Raw genomic sequence first — 14,506 nt, forward strand, 5'->3', positions numbered from 1 at the left:
CGCAAGGTCCCCGGGAGAGTCGGCTAGGCCGTGACGCGGACGCGTCGTCGCATTCCCAGCAGCGCGGGAACGAGCGCCCCGAACAGCAGCGCCAGCCCCACGCCGAGCAGCGTCTCGACCGTCCGTTCCACGAAACGTTCCGACGGCGAACCCGAGGACGCCGACAGGAGAAGCGTCAGCACCAGGAAGGTCGAGAAGGCCGGGGCGATGTACCAGCGGCTCCGCTGCATCGCGCACAGCGAGGCGACCGCGGCACCGATCCCCAGGCCCGTCAGCGTCTCCCCGGGAGCCAGCAGGGCGAAACCGGCGGCTGCGAGCGCGCCGAGCAGCACCGACACGGCGCGTCCCACGCCGCGGGACACCAGTTGTCCGCGCACGGGGCGCATCACGAGCAGCACGGCGGCGGTCGCCCACCCCACGTGTTCGAGTCCGGCGATGAACCCGATCGCCGCGGCACCGCCGGCCGCGAGACCGAGGAGGCAGCCGTACACGAGCATCGGCCGCCCGCGGGGCATGGTGCCGAAGGGTCGGGACGTCAGCTCGCTCTCCGGCCACAGCAGTGACACGAGCCACGCGTACCCCGAGCCCAGGACCACGATCGCGGCGAGCACCGCGTTGGCCGCGGACAGCGGGAAGCTCAAGCCGATGCCGACCATCGGCAGCACCAGCAGCAGCATGGCCTGTCCCCACAGGGACCGTCCGGCGAGCACGCTCAGCAGCACCGACAGCGAGGCGATGCCCACGACGGCGAGCACGGGCACCAGCGCCAGCGCCGAGCCCAGCAGGATTCCGAGCGCGGTCATCACGCCCACCAGCAGGATGACCGCGCGCGATCGACGACGCGCGGGCAGACCGACGGCGGCCGCCGGGAGCACCCCGATGCTCAGGGCGAGCGCGACCCGCGGGTCGGCGGGCGCCACGAGGATCGCCGGCGCGGCGTAGAGCAGACCGAGCGCGAAACGCGACCACTGCCAGCTCAGCGCTGCGGACGCGGACATCTCGGGCACCTCGCCCCCGCACCGTGTCTCCGGTCGGCCATGTCGGCCCCCATCTCGGTCCCGGCACCGCCCCGCGCAGCACCGTGGAGGCCAGCATAGGGAGCGGGAACGCGCGTGTCAGCGTTCGCCGGGGAGGTCATCCGGGTGAACGCGGCCCGCGGCTCCTGTTCCCGATGCCGCCGCAGCGAGCCCGGCGTCCGCGGTGTCGTGCACCCTGCCGTCGCGCTCGAGCCCGGCGAACCATGGCGTCCTGCGCGCGACCGCTGTCGCCGCGGCGGGAAGGGCGGCGAGGTGGAGCACCGCGCCCCGCCGCCCCAGTTCGCGGTCGAGGTCCTCCAGCACGTCCAGCACCGTGATCGTCATGATCGCCTGCTGCCGCAGTCCGAGCACCACCGCGGTCACCGGCTGCTCCTGTGCCGCGACGGTGTCGAGCACGAGCTGTTCGTTCGCCAGCGCGTTCGCGGTGTACAGCCCCCGCTCCAGGTCCAGTGCGACGACGCCCCCTCGACGGCCGGCCGCGGTCACCCGAGGGACGTTCAGCTCGCGCAGCACCAGGATCAACGTCGCCACCACCCCCACGGCGACGGCGGGGAGCAGTCCCGCCGTGAGCCCGACCAGGGCCACCGCGGTCGCGATCCAGAAGTCCACGCGGCTGATCCGCGCCCAGCGCACCAGCTGCGGCACGTCCACCAGCCCGACGACGGCGATGAACACCAGCGCGGCGAGCGTGGCCTCCGGCAGCAGGCTCAGGATCGGCCCCAAGAACAGTGCGACGAGGACCGCGAGCACCACGGTGACGATCGTCGCGACCTGGGTTCGGGCGCCCGCACCCCGATTCACGGCGCTCTGCGAGAAGCCTCCGGCGGCCGGCATGGCGGCGAAGAACGAGCCGAGCGTGTTGGCCATGCCCGTGGCAACCAGCTCCTGGTCGCTGTCGACCGGGGGCTCCGTCGACTGGCGCAGGCTCCGCGCCACGGCAGCGGACTCCAGGAAGGCCATGACGGCGATCGCGAGGGCGCCGGGCACGAGGGCGGGGGCCTGGGCGAGGTCGGGCAGTCCGGGCAGGGGAAGCCCGCCGGGAACCGGTTCGATCAGCTCGACGCCGAGACGGTCGAGGTGCCCCAGGGCCACCAGCAGGATGCCCCCGACCACGACGAGGAGCGTCCCGGGCACGCGTGGGGCGAAACGGCGGCACAGCAGCAGCACCGCGATCGAGCCCGCCGAGAGCGCCACCGTCACGAGGTTCACGCTCTCCGTCGCCTGCCAGGCCGCGACCAGCGAGCGCAGGAACCCGTGCCCTGAGAAGTCGACCGTCTCCCCCAGCAGCTTCGGCAGCTGACCGACGGCCACGGTCGCCCCGACGCCGATCTTGAGGCCCAGCACCGTCGCCCCGCTGATGTTCTCCACCAGGCCGCCCAACCGGCACAGCCGCGCCAGGAGCAGGATCACCCCCACGAGGAGCGTGAGCATCATGAGCGAACCGAGGGCGTCGTCGGATCCCGCAGCGACTCCGGCCGAGACCAGGGTGGTGGCGGTCAGCGTCGCGATGGTGGACGTGGTCGACACGCTCATGGCGCGGCTGCCTCCCAGGAGCGCGTAGACCAGCATCGGCACGATGCACGTGTAGAGCCCGACCTGGACCGGCAGGTTGGCGATCGTCGCGTACGCCATCGCCTGCGGCACGACCACGGCGCCCGCGGCGAGCCCCGCCACGGTGTCGCCGAGCAGCCACTCACGCCGGTAGCCGTCGAGAGTGCTCAGCAGCCATGGGGGTCTTCGCGCCGCGCCCATGCGGTCCTCCTCCCCGCCGTGAGGGAAGCGTACTGCGGCGGCTCGAGGTGGCGCGCGCCCCCGACCACGCGATCGACGCCGATCACCCGGGTGAACTCGCCCCGCACCGGGTGCGGCTGCGCGTGCGCCCCGGGTATGGTCCGAGCGTGCCGTCGAGCCCGACGGCACCGACATGCTCGATCTCCCGATCGTCTGGGGCCCTCTCGAAGGGCACGGCCGTGGGGGCGCGGACCCCGCCACGCGCCTCCGCGGTCGCTGGATCCCCCGCACGCTCCGTGGTCGGCCGACGCGGGCGGGCGGGCCCGGAGGAGACAGCGGCGTGGACCTCCAGAACCTTCTGGCCTCCCCCATCGACGGGTGGCGCCTGCTGCTCGCCGTGCTCGTCGGGATCGCCACGGTCATCGTGGCGCGGTTCGCGCGGAGGGGCGCGCTCGCCCTCGCCGGGCGCACGCCGGGGGTGCGCCCGGCCCTGGCCGAGGTCGTGGCGCGGGTCGTCGGCTACGGCGTCGCGGTGCTCGGCTTCGGGCTGGCCCTGGCCCTGCTCGGCGCGAACGTGCAACCGTTGCTCGCGGTCGTGCTGATCGCGGCGGTGATCGCGGTCCTGGTGCTGCGCGGGGTGGCCGACAACGTCGCGGCCGGCGTGCTGCTCCAGGCGCGGGAGACCGTACGGGTAGGCGATGAGATCGCCGTCGAGGCGCTCGACGCGGTGGTCGCGGGTACCGTGACCGAGCTCACCTCCCGCTCGGTGATCCTTCATACCCCGGACGGGCGCACCGTGCACATTCCCAACTCCCGCCTGCTGTCGGAGCCGCTCGTGAACGATTCCATCCGTGGCGCGCGCCGCAGCGAAGTGCAGGTGCGGGTCCACCGCGATCCCGATGTCGACATCGACGACGTGCTGGCGGCACTGATCGCGGCGGCCTCGGCCGCGGAGGGCGTGCATCGCCGGGAGCCGGTGCGCGGCTTCGTCCTGAGTGTCGGACCCGACCGGCTCACGGTGCGGCTGCAGTTCTGGCACCATCCGATCCACGGTCTGCGGGCGGTGTCGGCCGTGGTCGTCGCGGTGTCGGATGCGCTGGTGCTCTCCGACTGGCGGGGCACGGTGTCCAGCACCCCCGGCGTCCCTCCGGCGGTCCCGCCCGACCCGGTGTGACGACCGGATCGAGCCGTCACGCGCCGATGTCGGTGGCCCGGAGGAGGATGCGCGCATGCAGATCACACTCACGCAGCCGGCCGGCCTCGTGGCCAGCCCGGCCTTCAGTCATGTCGCTGTCGTCCCGCCCGGGGCGACCACGATCTACGTCGGCGGTCAGAACGGTGTCGACGAGTCCGGCGCTGTCGTCTCGGCCGAGGTGGGCGAGCAGTCGGTGCGCGCCGTGCAGAACGCTCGCGTGGCTCTCGAGTCGGCCGGCGCTTCGCTCGACGACGTCATCAGCTGGACGATCCTCATCCACCAGGACGCCGATCTTCGCGCCGCCTACGGCGCCGTGGCGCCCACGCTGGCCCGCGAGGGCGCGCCGCCTCTGGTCACCGCCGCGCTCGTGGCCGGGCTCGGCGTCCCCGGTGCGCTCATCGAGGTGAGCGCGGTCGCCGCGGTCATCCGCGACTGAGTCAGAGGCGTCCGCGCACCGGTGTGCGCTCGAACCCGTCCGGGGTGTCCGGCGGCGTCATCTCGGCCCGAACCCCGAGGAGGCGCACCTCCCGTGCGGGGTCGAGCGTGGCCGCGAGCCGCACCGCCTCCGCCACCACGTCGTCGCGCCGGGTGGTGGGGGCGGGGAGCTTGTGTCCGAAGGTCTTGGTGTCGAACGGGGCGTACCGCACCTTCAGGTGCACCCGCACGACCGCTCGGCCCTCGGCCGCGCAGTCGTCGAACGCCTGCCCCGCGAGCTCGCGGATCGCGGACTCCACCTCCGCGGGTGTGGTGAGGTTCTGCTGGTAGGTGGTCTCGCGGCTGTGGCTGCGGGCTATCCACGGCGTGTCGTCCACCTGGGCGGGTCCGTGTCCTGAGCCCAGCCCGTGGTACCACACGCCCATCCGCGGGCCGAACTCGGCGATCAGGAGTCCCTCGTCGGCATCGGCCAGTTCGCGCACGGTCGTGATGCCGTGCCCGGCCAGACGCTTCTGCACCTTGGGGCCGATCCCCCACAGCTCCCGCGTCTGGCGGTCTCCCATCACCTCGAACCAGTTGTCGGCCGTGAGGCGGAACACGCCGCGGGGCTTGCCGAACTCGGTCGCGATCTTGGCGCGGATCTTGTTGTCGCCGATGCCGACGGAGCAGTGCAGCGCGGTCGCTTCCCACACGGCCGCCTGCGCAGCGCGGGCCACCTCTTCCGGGTCGTCGGTGGAGACGCCGAGAAAGCACTCGTCCCAGCCGATCACCTCGAGCACCACGCCGGGAAGCGCACGCAGCGCAGCCATCACCGCGCTCGACGCCCGCTCGTACTCCTCGTGATCGACGGGCAGGAAGACGGCATCCTCCGGGGCCTTGCGCGCGGCGATCTTCAGCGGCATCCCGGAGCCGATCCCGTACGCGCGGGCCTCGTACGACGCGGTGGAGACCACGGCGCGCTCGGTGGGATCGCCGCGCCCGCCCACGATCACCGGGCGACCGGCCAGCTCGGGGCGACGCCGCACCTCGACCGCGGCGATGAACTGGTCCATGTCCACGTGCAGCACCCACTCCGCCATGCACCGAGTGTGACGGCTGCGCGCGCGAAAGTCACCCCTGTGGGCGGCGCCTCACGCCAGGGCGAGCCCGATCGCGGTCGCCAGCACGGCGAGCAGCGGCAGGGTGCCCTGCATCGCGGCGGCGCGCAGCTTCGATCGGTCGGAGAGCACCAGCACGAGGGCGGCAGCGAGCATCATCCCGGTGCCCGCGAACACGAGCGTCACGCCGACCGTCGCCGCACCGACGATCACGAGCCCGACGCCCAGCAGGGTCGTGAGGGCCAGGAACAGGTTGTAGAAGCCCTGATTGAACGCGAGCTGCTTCATGGTCACCGCATCGGCCTCGCTGGCGACCCCGAAGATCTTGCGGGTCTCCGGCTCGGTCCACCGCAGCGACTCGAGGGCGAAGATGAAGACGTGGAAGGCCGCGGCGGCGGCGGCGAGGACGAGTCCGACGATGAGCACACCCGATTGTCCCGTCCCCCGCCATCGCGGGGCAAGCCGCTCACACGAGGAAGACCGGCAGCAGCCCGGGGTTGTGCGCGTGCACCAGCACCGCGAACACGACGGCGTCGAACAGCAGGTGGACGGTCACCACGTAGGCGAGCGAGTGCGTGCGGAGGAAGATGAAGCCCTGCAGCAGCGCGAACGGGATGGTCAGCAGCGGTCCCCACTCGCGGTACCCGAGCTCCCACAGGAACGACACGAACACGATCGACTGCAGCACGTTCGCGAGCGCGTCGGGGAAGTGCCGGCGCAGCAGCGCGAAGACCGTGCAGATGAAGAACAGCTCGTCCCAGATGCCGACGGCACCGACGCCCACGAAGAGGCGGGCGATCAGGTCGGGCGTGTCGACCACGGGCCAGTTCTGGTACACGCCGCTGGTGATGAAGTAGTACGGCAGGATCAGCCAGCCCAGCACGAGCACGGCGACCAGCCACCCCCACTGCAGCCGGCCCCAGCGTCGTCCGGTGCGCCACGGGAACGAGATCGCGCGGTCGCGATAGACGAAGCGGGAGATCAGGTAGGGCACGGCGACCGCGCCGCCCAGGGCCAGCGTGAACCGCAGCATCGCGAGGTTGTCGAGCTCCGCGGCGAGCGGGATCACGCTCACGATCAGCATGCCGAGCGCGATGAGCGACAGGTCACGCGTGAGGGACGGCGTCCGCGCGCCGTCCTCCTTCTCGTGTTCCGCGCCCGCTGCACCAGCCATCACGCGGCTCGGCACCCGTGTGCGCTCGACGAGCCACGCCGCCGCGACACCGAGCGCGAGCAGCAGCCACCCGAGCCACGGCACCTCGAGCACGAAGAACGCGGGGGCTGCGGCGCACACGAGCACGGCCGCCACCACGCTGCCCGCGCGGACGGAGGGAGCGACCGGAGCGGAGGTCACGTGCGCGCCCGCCGCCGGTACACGAGGTCGCGGATGTCGCGCCCCTTCGCGATGCCCTTGCGCTCGAACGCCGTCATCACCCGCCCGTCGAAGCGGTCCGCCCACTCGCCGTCGAACGCGCGCTCGAAGTGCGGGTCGTCGTCGAGCACCTCGCGCATCTGGAGCGCGTAGTCCTCCCAGTCGGTCGCGAGCCGCAGCAGACCGCCGTCGCGGAGCGCCCTGGCCGCGGTCGCCCCGAAACCGGGGCGGACCAGACGCCGCTTGGTGTGCCGCTTCTTGTGCCACGGGTCGGGGAAGAAGATCCACACTTCGCGCGCAGCCGCCTCGGGCAGGTACGACGACAGCACTTCTGGCGCGTTCGCCTCGACCACGCGGAGGTTGCGCGCGCCCTCGCGATCGGCGTCGAGCATGGTGCGAGCGAGACCGGCCCGGAACACCTCGACCGCCAGGAAGTCGTCGCCGGGGCGGGAGGAGGCGGCGGCGACGATCGCGTGTCCCTGCCCGGAACCGATCTCGACGTAGAGGTCGGCCTCGCGCCCGTACTCGGCCGCGGGGTCCAGCCGCGCCTCGGGGTGCACCGAGGTCCACGCCACGTCGCGCGGCACGTCGAGCAGGTAGTGCGGGCCGAGCTCGGCGAAGGCGCGCTCCTGCGCGTCGGACATCCGGCCGCTGCGGCGCACGAAAGACACCGGTTCGTCGCGGAAAGTGCGGGGTTCGGGCATGGTTCCAGGGTAGCCGTCGGCGTTGCGCCGCCCCGACCCTCGGCCCTAGCCCGTGGGCTCGGTGACGAAGTCGATCAGCTCTTCCACGCGGCCGAGCAGGGCGGGCTCGAGGTCGCGGTACGTGGTCACCTTGGACAGGATGTGCTGCCAGGCCCGCGCCGTATCGGCCTGCGTCTCGTGGGGCCAGCCGAAAGCCCGGCAGATGCCCGTCTTCCAGTCCACTCCCCGCGGGATCTCCGGCCACGCGGCGATGCCCAGAGCCTGCGGCGTCACGCACTGCCAGACGTCGACGAACGGGTGCCCCACGATGCGCACGTGGCTCCCGTGGGGTCCGCGGGCGACGGCCTCCGCGATGCGCGACTCCTTCGACCCGGGCACGAGGTGGTCCACCAGCACGCCGTAGCGGCGGGTGCGGCTGGGCGGCTCGGCGGCGAGCAGTTCGTCGAGCAGGTCCACGCCCTGCAGGTACTCGACCACGACGCCCTCCACGCGCAGGTCGGCGCCCCACACCTTCTCCACGAGTTCGGCGTCGTGACGACCCTCCACGAGGATGCGGCTGGGGAGCGCCGTCCTGGCGCGCTGGTCGGCGACCGCGAAAGACCCGGAGGCCGTCCGCCGTGGCCCCTGCTCCTTCGCCGCCGGCACGGTCAGGCGCACGGGTGCGCCGTCGATCAGGAAGCCGCCGCCCAGGGGGAACAGGCGCTTCCGTCCCTTCCAGTCCTCGAGTTCCACCGTGCCGCCCTGCACGCGCGTCACCGCGCCGCAATAGCCGTCCGCGGCGACCTCGACGACCAGGTCGATCTCGGCCGGCACGGTCGGCACGGGCTTCGCTCCGCGCTCGCGCCAACCCGTCGCCAGCACATCCGATCCGTACCTGTCGTCCATGCCCTCCAGCGTATGTGTCTCCGCTCCTGGCGAACGGCGATGCGGCCGTGGGCGCTGTCGCGTGTCGGGTGCAGTGCATAGACTCGTGACATGGGGCTCGGCTGCCGGTCGAAGGGAACACGATGACGAAACGGTGGCTCGCGCTGGCCGCATTCCTTCTGGTCGCGCTCATCGGGTCGTTCGGCACGTCCGCGGCCTTCGCCACCGATCCGCTCACGCTCGACGCGGGGTATGTCACCGACCGGGCCGGCGCGCTGAGCCCGTCCGAGAAGAGCGCCGTGGAGTCCCGCCTGCAGGAGCTCTCGGCCAACTCGTCCGCCGATCTCTTCGTCGTCCTCGTCGACGACTTCACCAACCCCTCCGACAGTGCCGCGTGGGCCGACGCCGTCGCATCCGCCAGCAACCTCGGCCCCTCCCAGTACCTGCTCGCGATCGCGGTCGAGGGCCGCAGTCTCTATATCTCCGCCGATTCCGCCGGCCCGCTCAGCAACAGCCAGCTCGACGGCATCGAGAACGACATCGCCCCGCTCGCGGCGAACGGCGACTGGGCGGGAGCGATCACGCTCGCCGCCGACGAGATCCAGGGCGACGGCGGCGCCGGTGCCCTGCGCGTGACGCTCGTCGTGGTCGGGATCATCGCCGCGGCGCTGGTGATCTGGCTCATCGTGGCTCTGATCCGCCGTGCGCGCCGCAACGCCGCCATCCGGGAGCGCGGCGCGATGCCGGAGACGCCCGACCCGGCGGACCCCTTCTCGACGCTCACCGACGCGCAGGTGGAGCAGCAGGCGGGTGCCGCCCTGGTCCAGGCCGACGACGCCATCACCTCCAGCCGCGAGGAGCTCGGTTTCGCGGTGGCGCAGTTCGGCGACGGAGCGACGGCCGAATTCACCCGGGCGGTCGACGAGGCGAAGGCGAAGATCGCCGAGGCGTTCGACCTGCGGCAGAAGCTCGACGACGAGATCGAGGACTCGGTCCACGACCGTCGGGCGTGGCATATCCGCATCATCCAGATCGCCGACGAGATCGACCGGGTGCTCGACGACAACACCGAGGCTTTCGACGCGCTGCGCAAGCTGGAGCAGAACGCGCCCCAGGAGCTCGAACGCGTGCGCGGCGAGCGTGCCGCGCTGACGCCCCTGCTGCCGGCGGCCGCGTCGTCGCTCGGCGCGCTGTCGGCCGCGTACGACCCGGCCGCGTTCGCCACGGTGGCCGACAACCCGTCGCAGGCGCAGGAGCGCGCGGCCCTCGCTGACCGATCGATCGAGGCCGCGTCGCAGGCGATCGCCGCTGGCCGGTCGGGTGAGGCGGCGTTCGCGATCCGCACGGCCGAGCAGTCGGTCGCGCAGGCCACTCAGCTGGTGCAGGCGATCGCGGCGCTGGGCACCGAGCTCACGGCCACCGAGAGCGCAGCGCAGGCACTGGTCGCGGAGCTGCAGGCCGATCTCGCGGCTGCCGCGCAGCTCCCCGATCCCTCCGGCGCCATCGCTGCCGCGGCCTCCGGCACCGCGCAGCAGCTGGAGGTGGCGCGGGCCGATCTGACCGGGGCGGCCAAGAACCCGCAGCGGGCCCTCGACGCCCTCACGGCCGCGAACACGCAGATCGACGCCGCACTCTCCCAGGGTCGCGAGGCCGTCGACCGGGCACGCCGGGCTCAGCAGCTGCTCGAGCCGACCCTGGCTCAGGCGAACTCGGAGATCCGCGCGACGCGCGAGTTCATCGAGACCCGTCGCGGCACGGTCGGCTCCACCGCGCGGACACGACTCGCGAGTGCCGAGGCGTCTCTCACGCAGGCGCTCACGCTGCGCACGACCGATGTGGAGCGAGCGCTGGCCGAGGCGACCAGGGCGCTCGACCTCGCCAGGCAGGCCACCGCGTCCGCCGAGTCCGACGTCCGCTCCTACAGCCCGGCCGTGGTCTCGGACGACGCGTGGGGTGGGCTCTTCGGAGGCTCGACGCGCTCAGGCGGCTCGGGCATCGGCGGCGACATCCTCGGCGGGATCATCGGCGGGCTCCTGGCGGGCGGCGGTGGCGGGGGTTCCTCCCGTCGCAGCAGCGGCTGGCGTTCCTCCAGCGGCGGCGGATTCCGCAGCTCCGGCTTCGGCGGCGGAGGCCGCGGACGCTCCGGGGGGCGACGCTTCTGATCCCCCGCACAGACACCTACGACACGATTCTCAAGACGCCCCTCTGAAAGGAACCACGCATGACCGCCAAGCAGTCCATCTTCGGACGGATCTCGACCCTCGTCCGCGCGAACATCAACGCCCTCCTGGATTCTGCGGAAGACCCGCAGAAGATGCTCGACCAGCTCGTGCGCGACTACACCAACAGCATCGCCGACGCCGAGTCCGCCATCGCGGAGACCATCGGCAACCTGCGGCTGCTCGAGCGCGACCACGAGGAGGACGTGCAGGCGGCGACGGAGTGGGGCAACAAGGCCCTCGCCGCGAGCCGCAAGGCCGACGAGATGCGCGGCGCGGGCAACACCGCCGACGCCGACAAGTTCGACAACCTCGCCAAGATCGCGCTACAGCGTCAGATCAGCGCCGAGCGCGAGGCGACCGGTGCCGAGCCGCAGATCGCCGCGCAGACCGAGATCGTCGACAAGCTCAAGAGCGGCCTGAACGGCATGAAGGAGAAGCTCAACGAGCTCAAGAACAAGCGCAGCGAACTCCTCGCCCGTGCCAAGGTCGCCGAGGCGCAGACCAAGGTGCAGGATGCGGTGAGCTCGATCAACGTGCTCGACCCCACCAGCGAGCTGGGGCGCTTCGAGGACAAGGTCCGCCGCCAGGAGGCTCTCGCCCAGGGCAAGGCCGAGCTCGCGGCTTCGAGCCTCGATGCGCAGTTCGAGAGCCTGGAAGACCTCGGCGAGCTGACCGAGGTCGAGGCGCGACTGGCGGAGCTCAAGGCCGGTGGCGCTGCTCCCCGACAGGCGCTCGAAGGCTCCTGATCCCTTCGCGGATGCCCCGGGCCCGGTGCTCGGGGCATCCGTGCTTCTGCGTTCGAGAGGTTTTCCCATGGTGCGCTTCCTCGTCGTCCCGCAGTGGCAGGGCTCGCCCGCCGCGCGGGCCATGCTCCTGGTCGATGGAGCGTCGGCGATCGCCGGCGACCTCCCCCGCGCCGCGACCACCGTGCTGGAGGTACCCGTCGAGGCGGGTGAGGCTCTCGGCACGGGCGTGCGGCGGCTCAGCGCGCTGCGGCGCACCCGAGAGCTCGTGCGCGAGCACCTCGAGGCCGACACGGTCCTGATCGGCGGCGACTGCAGCATCACGGTTGCCGCGCTCGACGCTCTCCCCGGCGGGACCGACGATGTCGCGGTCGTGTGGTGCGATGCGCATGCCGACCTGCACACCCCGGAGTCGTCTCCCTCCGGCGCGTTCTCCGGCATGGCACTGCGCGCGGTGCTCGGCGAAGGCGAGGAGCAGTTGGTGCTCTCCCCCGGTGTGCCGCGCGAGCGCGTGGTGACGGTCGGTGTCCGCAACGTCGACGATGCCGAGGTCGATCCGCTCGCCGCGCTCACGAGCCTGTCGGTCGCCGACCTCGACGATCCGGATGCGCTGGCCGTGGCCGTGCAGGCGACGGGTGCCCGCCGGGTGTGGGTGCACATCGACGTGGACGTCCTCGACCCTGCGGCGTTCGCCGGAGTGTCGTCCGCTGTGCCGTTCGGGGTGTCGCCGGCGGCGCTGAGCGCCGCGATCCGCCGTCTTCGCGAGAGCGTGCCCCTCGCGGGGGCGACGATCGCGGGCTTCGCCCCCCGATCGCCGGCCGATGCGGTCGACGACCTGGGTGCGCTGCTGCGCCTGGTGGGGGCCGTCGCATGACGCCGCCCGAGGGCTGGCAGGGGGTGGCGGCCGAGCGGCTCCGTCGCGGGCGGCGACTGGACCGCCGGATCCCCGCGTTCCTGCTGCGCTCCCCTATCAGCCGCCTGGGCTATGCATGGGGCACGGCCGTCGGCTGGGTGTGGGGCTCGTTGTGGAGCACCGGTCCGATCGAGCGGCGCGGCGGACTGTGGATCTTCCGCGGCATGCCCTCGTGGACGTTCAACCGCGGCGGCGTGTGCGTGGGCGGCTGCTTCCTCACGGGCGACGAACCGCCGACCGATGCGGTGCTGCGGCACGAGGCCGTGCACAAGACACAGTGGCTGCGCTACGGCTTCCTGATGCCGGTGCTCTACCTGTTCGCGGGTCGCGATCCGCTGCGCAACCGCTTCGAGATCGAGGCGGGCCTGGAGGACGGCAACTACATCCGCCGCGGGCGTCGAGTCAGCGCGTGACGGGCAGCAGCCCGAAGCGCTCCGGAGCGTGGATCAGCTCGGGAGCGATGCCGAGCGCACCGGTGAGGTGCTCGACGATGTCGGCAGTGCCGAGGTAACCGCCCAGGAGCGTGACGTGCGTCTCGACCTCGTCATCGCACAGCATCTCGTCGGCCCATGCGCATGTGGCGCGTGCGAGCGCCTGGCCCGGCGCACAGGAACGGCCGCTGCCGGGAGCGCCGGAGCGCTGCCCGCGTGCCAGCCACGTCACGGTCATGCGGCCCGGTGCCTCGATCACGCCGATGTCGGATGCCTCCGGGACCTCGATGAAGATGCGACCCGATGCGCACAGCGGCAGCGTGGCGAGGAAGGCTTCGAGCTCCGCGAGGGAGTGCTCGTCCGCCGTCACGAGATGATGCGCGCGGCGTCGCGCCGCACGGCGTGCGGCACGGGTTCCGCGGGTCTCGAGCGAGGTGGTCATGGTGTCTTCATCGTACACCAAGTGAAGGCTTGCCTAACCTTCGCTGCGGCGATCAGTCGAGCGGCTCCACGAGGGCGGCGCGCAGGGCCTCCAGCTCGGCGTCCGTCAGGCCGTTGGCGCGCAAGTAGCCCGCAGCCGAGCCCCAGCGCTCGTCGATCTGGGCGAGCAGTCGGCGCATGACCTCCGCGGGCGACTGCGTGGCCAGTGCCACGGCGTGCACGGCCTCGGGGTGCTGGGCCCTCAGATACGCCGCGATCCGCCGGGAGCGCTCGGGCGGCAGCTGCGACTCGGTGAGCGCATAGTCGGCGATCACGGCCTCCCGGTCGGCGCCCACGGCCGACAGCGCGAGCGCCACGGTGACCCCCGTGCGGTCCTTGCCGACCGTGCAGTGCACGAGCGTCGGATCCCCGGTGGCGATGATGCGAATCGCTTCGACCAGGCGGTCGCCGCTCTCCTCCAGCAGGTGCAGGTACAGATCGTCGAGGCTGACATCCGACTCGAAGAACGAGCGCACCGACCCCAGGAAGAGGGGCAGGTGGGTGGTCTCCGGCCCGTCGATCTCGCTGGGCTCGGCGGCGACCTCCTCACCGTCGCGGAGATCGACGATGCGCTTCACCGCGTCGCGCAGCACCGCGGCTCCCGCCGGCGTCGCGGTCGAGAGCTGGCCGGACCTCAGCAGGACACCGGTGCGGATGCGCCCGCCCTCGGCGGGCATGCCCCCGACGTCGCGTACGTTCGTGACGCCGTCGACGTCGAGGACGGTCATGCCCCCGCCTGGGGGCTGCGCGGCGGCACCGGGTAGCGACCGGCGATGACGATGCGGTTGAACGCGTTGATCGACACGCACGCCCAGCTCAGCGCGGCGTACTCCTTCTCCGTGAACACACTCCCGACGAGGTCGTACACCTCGTCGGAGATCCCGTCCTCCGCGATGAACGTGAACGCCTCGGCGAGTTCCAGAGCGGCGCGCTCCCGGTCACTGAACACGCCGCTCTCCCGCCACACCGGGATCTGTGTGAGGGTGTCGGCGTCGATGCCCGCGGCGGCTGCTCGGTCCACGTGGATGCGGGTGCAGTAGCTGCAGCCGTTGAGCTGCGAACAGTGGATCATGACGAGCTCCTTGAGGCGGTCGTCGATGCCGTTTGCGGCGCAGATGGAGCCGACCGTCTTCGAGAACGCGTCGAGGGCCTGATACGCGGCCGGCTCGGTCTTGGAAAGGTGCACGCGCTGTTCGGTCATGCCTCCATGATATGGCGCTCGCGCGGTGGGTCAGCGGGTGCACGGCAGAAGCGCGAAATGCAGAACGACAAGCAGTCAGCC

The 14,506-nt window shown here is 72.1% G+C and carries 16 protein-coding genes; 6 read left to right on the forward strand and 10 right to left on the reverse strand.

Features of this window, described 5'->3' with window-relative positions:
- Nucleotides 1–23: 23 nt before the first annotated feature.
- Together KE274_RS14240 and KE274_RS14245 are read right to left on the reverse strand one after the other, a co-directional pair.
- Entirely contained in the window at nucleotides 24–998 is a 975-nt protein-coding gene (locus KE274_RS14240; protein ID WP_211544806.1) for an FUSC family protein, read from the reverse strand.
- 117 nt (nucleotides 999–1,115) lie between these two features.
- Entirely contained in the window at nucleotides 1,116–2,789 is a 1,674-nt protein-coding gene (locus KE274_RS14245; protein WP_211544809.1) for a SulP family inorganic anion transporter, read from the reverse strand.
- Nucleotides 2,790–3,108: 319 nt separating this feature from the next.
- Here KE274_RS14245 and KE274_RS14250 point away from each other — a divergent pair, with 319 nt between their 5' ends.
- Together KE274_RS14250 and KE274_RS14255 are read left to right on the forward strand one after the other, a co-directional pair.
- Entirely contained in the window at nucleotides 3,109–3,942 is an 834-nt protein-coding gene (locus KE274_RS14250; protein WP_211544811.1) for a mechanosensitive ion channel family protein, read from the forward strand.
- Nucleotides 3,943–3,997: 55 nt separating this feature from the next.
- Nucleotides 3,998–4,399, forward strand: coding sequence for a RidA family protein (locus tag KE274_RS14255; RefSeq protein ID WP_211544813.1), 402 nt, complete (start codon nucleotides 3,998–4,000; stop codon nucleotides 4,397–4,399).
- Nucleotide 4,400: 1 nt separating this feature from the next.
- On the opposite strand, the gene KE274_RS14260 is transcribed toward KE274_RS14255, so the two are convergent.
- Genes KE274_RS14260 through KE274_RS14280 form a run of 5 tightly spaced genes read right to left on the reverse strand, consistent with a single transcriptional unit; the run spans nucleotide 4,401 to nucleotide 8,456 of the window.
- The gene (locus KE274_RS14260) at nucleotides 4,401–5,477 is read right to left on the reverse strand and encodes a DNA polymerase IV (RefSeq protein ID WP_211544814.1); all 1,077 of its coding nucleotides are present in this window, start codon (nucleotides 5,475–5,477) and stop codon (nucleotides 4,401–4,403) included.
- A gap of 51 nt (nucleotides 5,478–5,528) precedes the next feature.
- Entirely contained in the window at nucleotides 5,529–5,921 is a 393-nt protein-coding gene (locus KE274_RS14265; RefSeq protein ID WP_211544815.1) for a DUF1304 domain-containing protein, read from the reverse strand.
- A 40-nt stretch (nucleotides 5,922–5,961) separates the two neighbouring features.
- Entirely contained in the window at nucleotides 5,962–6,849 is an 888-nt protein-coding gene (locus KE274_RS14270; protein WP_211544816.1) for a CPBP family intramembrane glutamic endopeptidase, read from the reverse strand.
- Nucleotides 6,846–7,571 carry a tRNA (guanosine(46)-N7)-methyltransferase TrmB gene (gene trmB, locus KE274_RS14275; RefSeq protein ID WP_211544817.1) on the reverse strand — a complete coding sequence of 242 codons (726 nt, stop codon included), beginning with the start codon at nucleotides 7,569–7,571 and terminating at the stop codon, nucleotides 6,846–6,848. The genes KE274_RS14270 and trmB overlap by 4 nt, the downstream gene beginning before the upstream one ends.
- 45 nt (nucleotides 7,572–7,616) lie before the next feature.
- Entirely contained in the window at nucleotides 7,617–8,456 is an 840-nt protein-coding gene (locus KE274_RS14280; RefSeq protein WP_211544818.1) for a DUF3097 domain-containing protein, read from the reverse strand.
- A 122-nt stretch (nucleotides 8,457–8,578) separates the two neighbouring features.
- Between KE274_RS14280 and KE274_RS14285 the strand changes: the two genes are divergently transcribed.
- The 4 genes from KE274_RS14285 (at nucleotide 8,579) to KE274_RS14300 (ending at nucleotide 12,726) form a co-directional block, all read left to right on the forward strand.
- A complete protein-coding gene (locus KE274_RS14285; protein ID WP_211544820.1) occupies nucleotides 8,579–10,597 on the forward strand; it encodes a TPM domain-containing protein in 2,019 nt (672 codons plus the stop codon).
- Between the two features lie 59 nt (nucleotides 10,598–10,656).
- Nucleotides 10,657–11,403, forward strand: coding sequence for a PspA/IM30 family protein (locus KE274_RS14290; RefSeq protein WP_211544822.1), 747 nt, complete (start codon nucleotides 10,657–10,659; stop codon nucleotides 11,401–11,403).
- A gap of 67 nt (nucleotides 11,404–11,470) precedes the next feature.
- The gene (locus tag KE274_RS14295) at nucleotides 11,471–12,274 is read left to right on the forward strand and encodes an arginase family protein (protein WP_211544825.1); all 804 of its coding nucleotides are present in this window, start codon (nucleotides 11,471–11,473) and stop codon (nucleotides 12,272–12,274) included.
- On the forward strand, nucleotides 12,271–12,726 hold the full coding sequence (locus KE274_RS14300; RefSeq protein WP_211544829.1) for a Fe-S oxidoreductase: 456 nt from the start codon (nucleotides 12,271–12,273) through the stop codon (nucleotides 12,724–12,726). The genes KE274_RS14295 and KE274_RS14300 overlap by 4 nt, the downstream gene beginning before the upstream one ends.
- Here the strand turns inward: KE274_RS14300 and KE274_RS14305 are convergent.
- The 3 genes from KE274_RS14305 to KE274_RS14315 are packed head-to-tail and all read right to left on the reverse strand — an operon-like array spanning nucleotide 12,716 to nucleotide 14,425.
- The gene (locus tag KE274_RS14305; RefSeq protein ID WP_211544831.1) at nucleotides 12,716–13,186 is read right to left on the reverse strand and encodes an SIP domain-containing protein; all 471 of its coding nucleotides are present in this window, start codon (nucleotides 13,184–13,186) and stop codon (nucleotides 12,716–12,718) included. The genes KE274_RS14300 and KE274_RS14305 overlap by 11 nt on opposite strands.
- A 52-nt stretch (nucleotides 13,187–13,238) precedes the next feature.
- Nucleotides 13,239–13,952 carry a tyrosine-protein phosphatase gene (locus KE274_RS14310; RefSeq protein ID WP_211544833.1) on the reverse strand — a complete coding sequence of 238 codons (714 nt, stop codon included), beginning with the start codon at nucleotides 13,950–13,952 and terminating at the stop codon, nucleotides 13,239–13,241.
- Nucleotides 13,949–14,425, reverse strand: coding sequence for a carboxymuconolactone decarboxylase family protein (locus KE274_RS14315; protein WP_211544835.1), 477 nt, complete (start codon nucleotides 14,423–14,425; stop codon nucleotides 13,949–13,951). The genes KE274_RS14310 and KE274_RS14315 overlap by 4 nt, the downstream gene beginning before the upstream one ends.
- Between the last annotated feature and the right edge of the window lie 81 nt (nucleotides 14,426–14,506).

Origin of the sequence: Microbacterium paraoxydans, from assembly GCF_018224615.1 — a bacterium.
Taxonomy (GTDB): Bacteria; Actinomycetota; Actinomycetes; order Actinomycetales; family Microbacteriaceae; genus Microbacterium; species Microbacterium paraoxydans_B.

Coding starts and splice junctions, on each gene's coding strand:
- KE274_RS14245 (WP_211544809.1), bottom strand. CDS start 2,789: ATGGGCGCGGCGCGAAGACCCCCATGGCTGCTGAGCACTCTCGACGGC.
- trmB (WP_211544817.1), bottom strand. CDS start 7,571: ATGCCCGAACCCCGCACTTTCCGCGACGAACCGGTGTCTTTCGTGCGC.
- KE274_RS14315 (WP_211544835.1), bottom strand. CDS start 14,425: ATGACCGAACAGCGCGTGCACCTTTCCAAGACCGAGCCGGCCGCGTAT.
- KE274_RS14285 (WP_211544820.1), top strand. CDS start 8,579: ATGACGAAACGGTGGCTCGCGCTGGCCGCATTCCTTCTGGTCGCGCTC.
- KE274_RS14260 (WP_211544814.1), bottom strand. CDS start 5,477: ATGGCGGAGTGGGTGCTGCACGTGGACATGGACCAGTTCATCGCCGCG.
- KE274_RS14290 (WP_211544822.1), top strand. CDS start 10,657: ATGACCGCCAAGCAGTCCATCTTCGGACGGATCTCGACCCTCGTCCGC.
- KE274_RS14280 (WP_211544818.1), bottom strand. CDS start 8,456: ATGGACGACAGGTACGGATCGGATGTGCTGGCGACGGGTTGGCGCGAG.
- KE274_RS14295 (WP_211544825.1), top strand. CDS start 11,471: ATGGTGCGCTTCCTCGTCGTCCCGCAGTGGCAGGGCTCGCCCGCCGCG.
- KE274_RS14300 (WP_211544829.1), top strand. CDS start 12,271: ATGACGCCGCCCGAGGGCTGGCAGGGGGTGGCGGCCGAGCGGCTCCGT.
- KE274_RS14240 (WP_211544806.1), bottom strand. CDS start 998: ATGTCCGCGTCCGCAGCGCTGAGCTGGCAGTGGTCGCGTTTCGCGCTC.
- KE274_RS14255 (WP_211544813.1), top strand. CDS start 3,998: ATGCAGATCACACTCACGCAGCCGGCCGGCCTCGTGGCCAGCCCGGCC.
- KE274_RS14305 (WP_211544831.1), bottom strand. CDS start 13,186: ATGACCACCTCGCTCGAGACCCGCGGAACCCGTGCCGCACGCCGTGCG.
- KE274_RS14310 (WP_211544833.1), bottom strand. CDS start 13,952: ATGACCGTCCTCGACGTCGACGGCGTCACGAACGTACGCGACGTCGGG.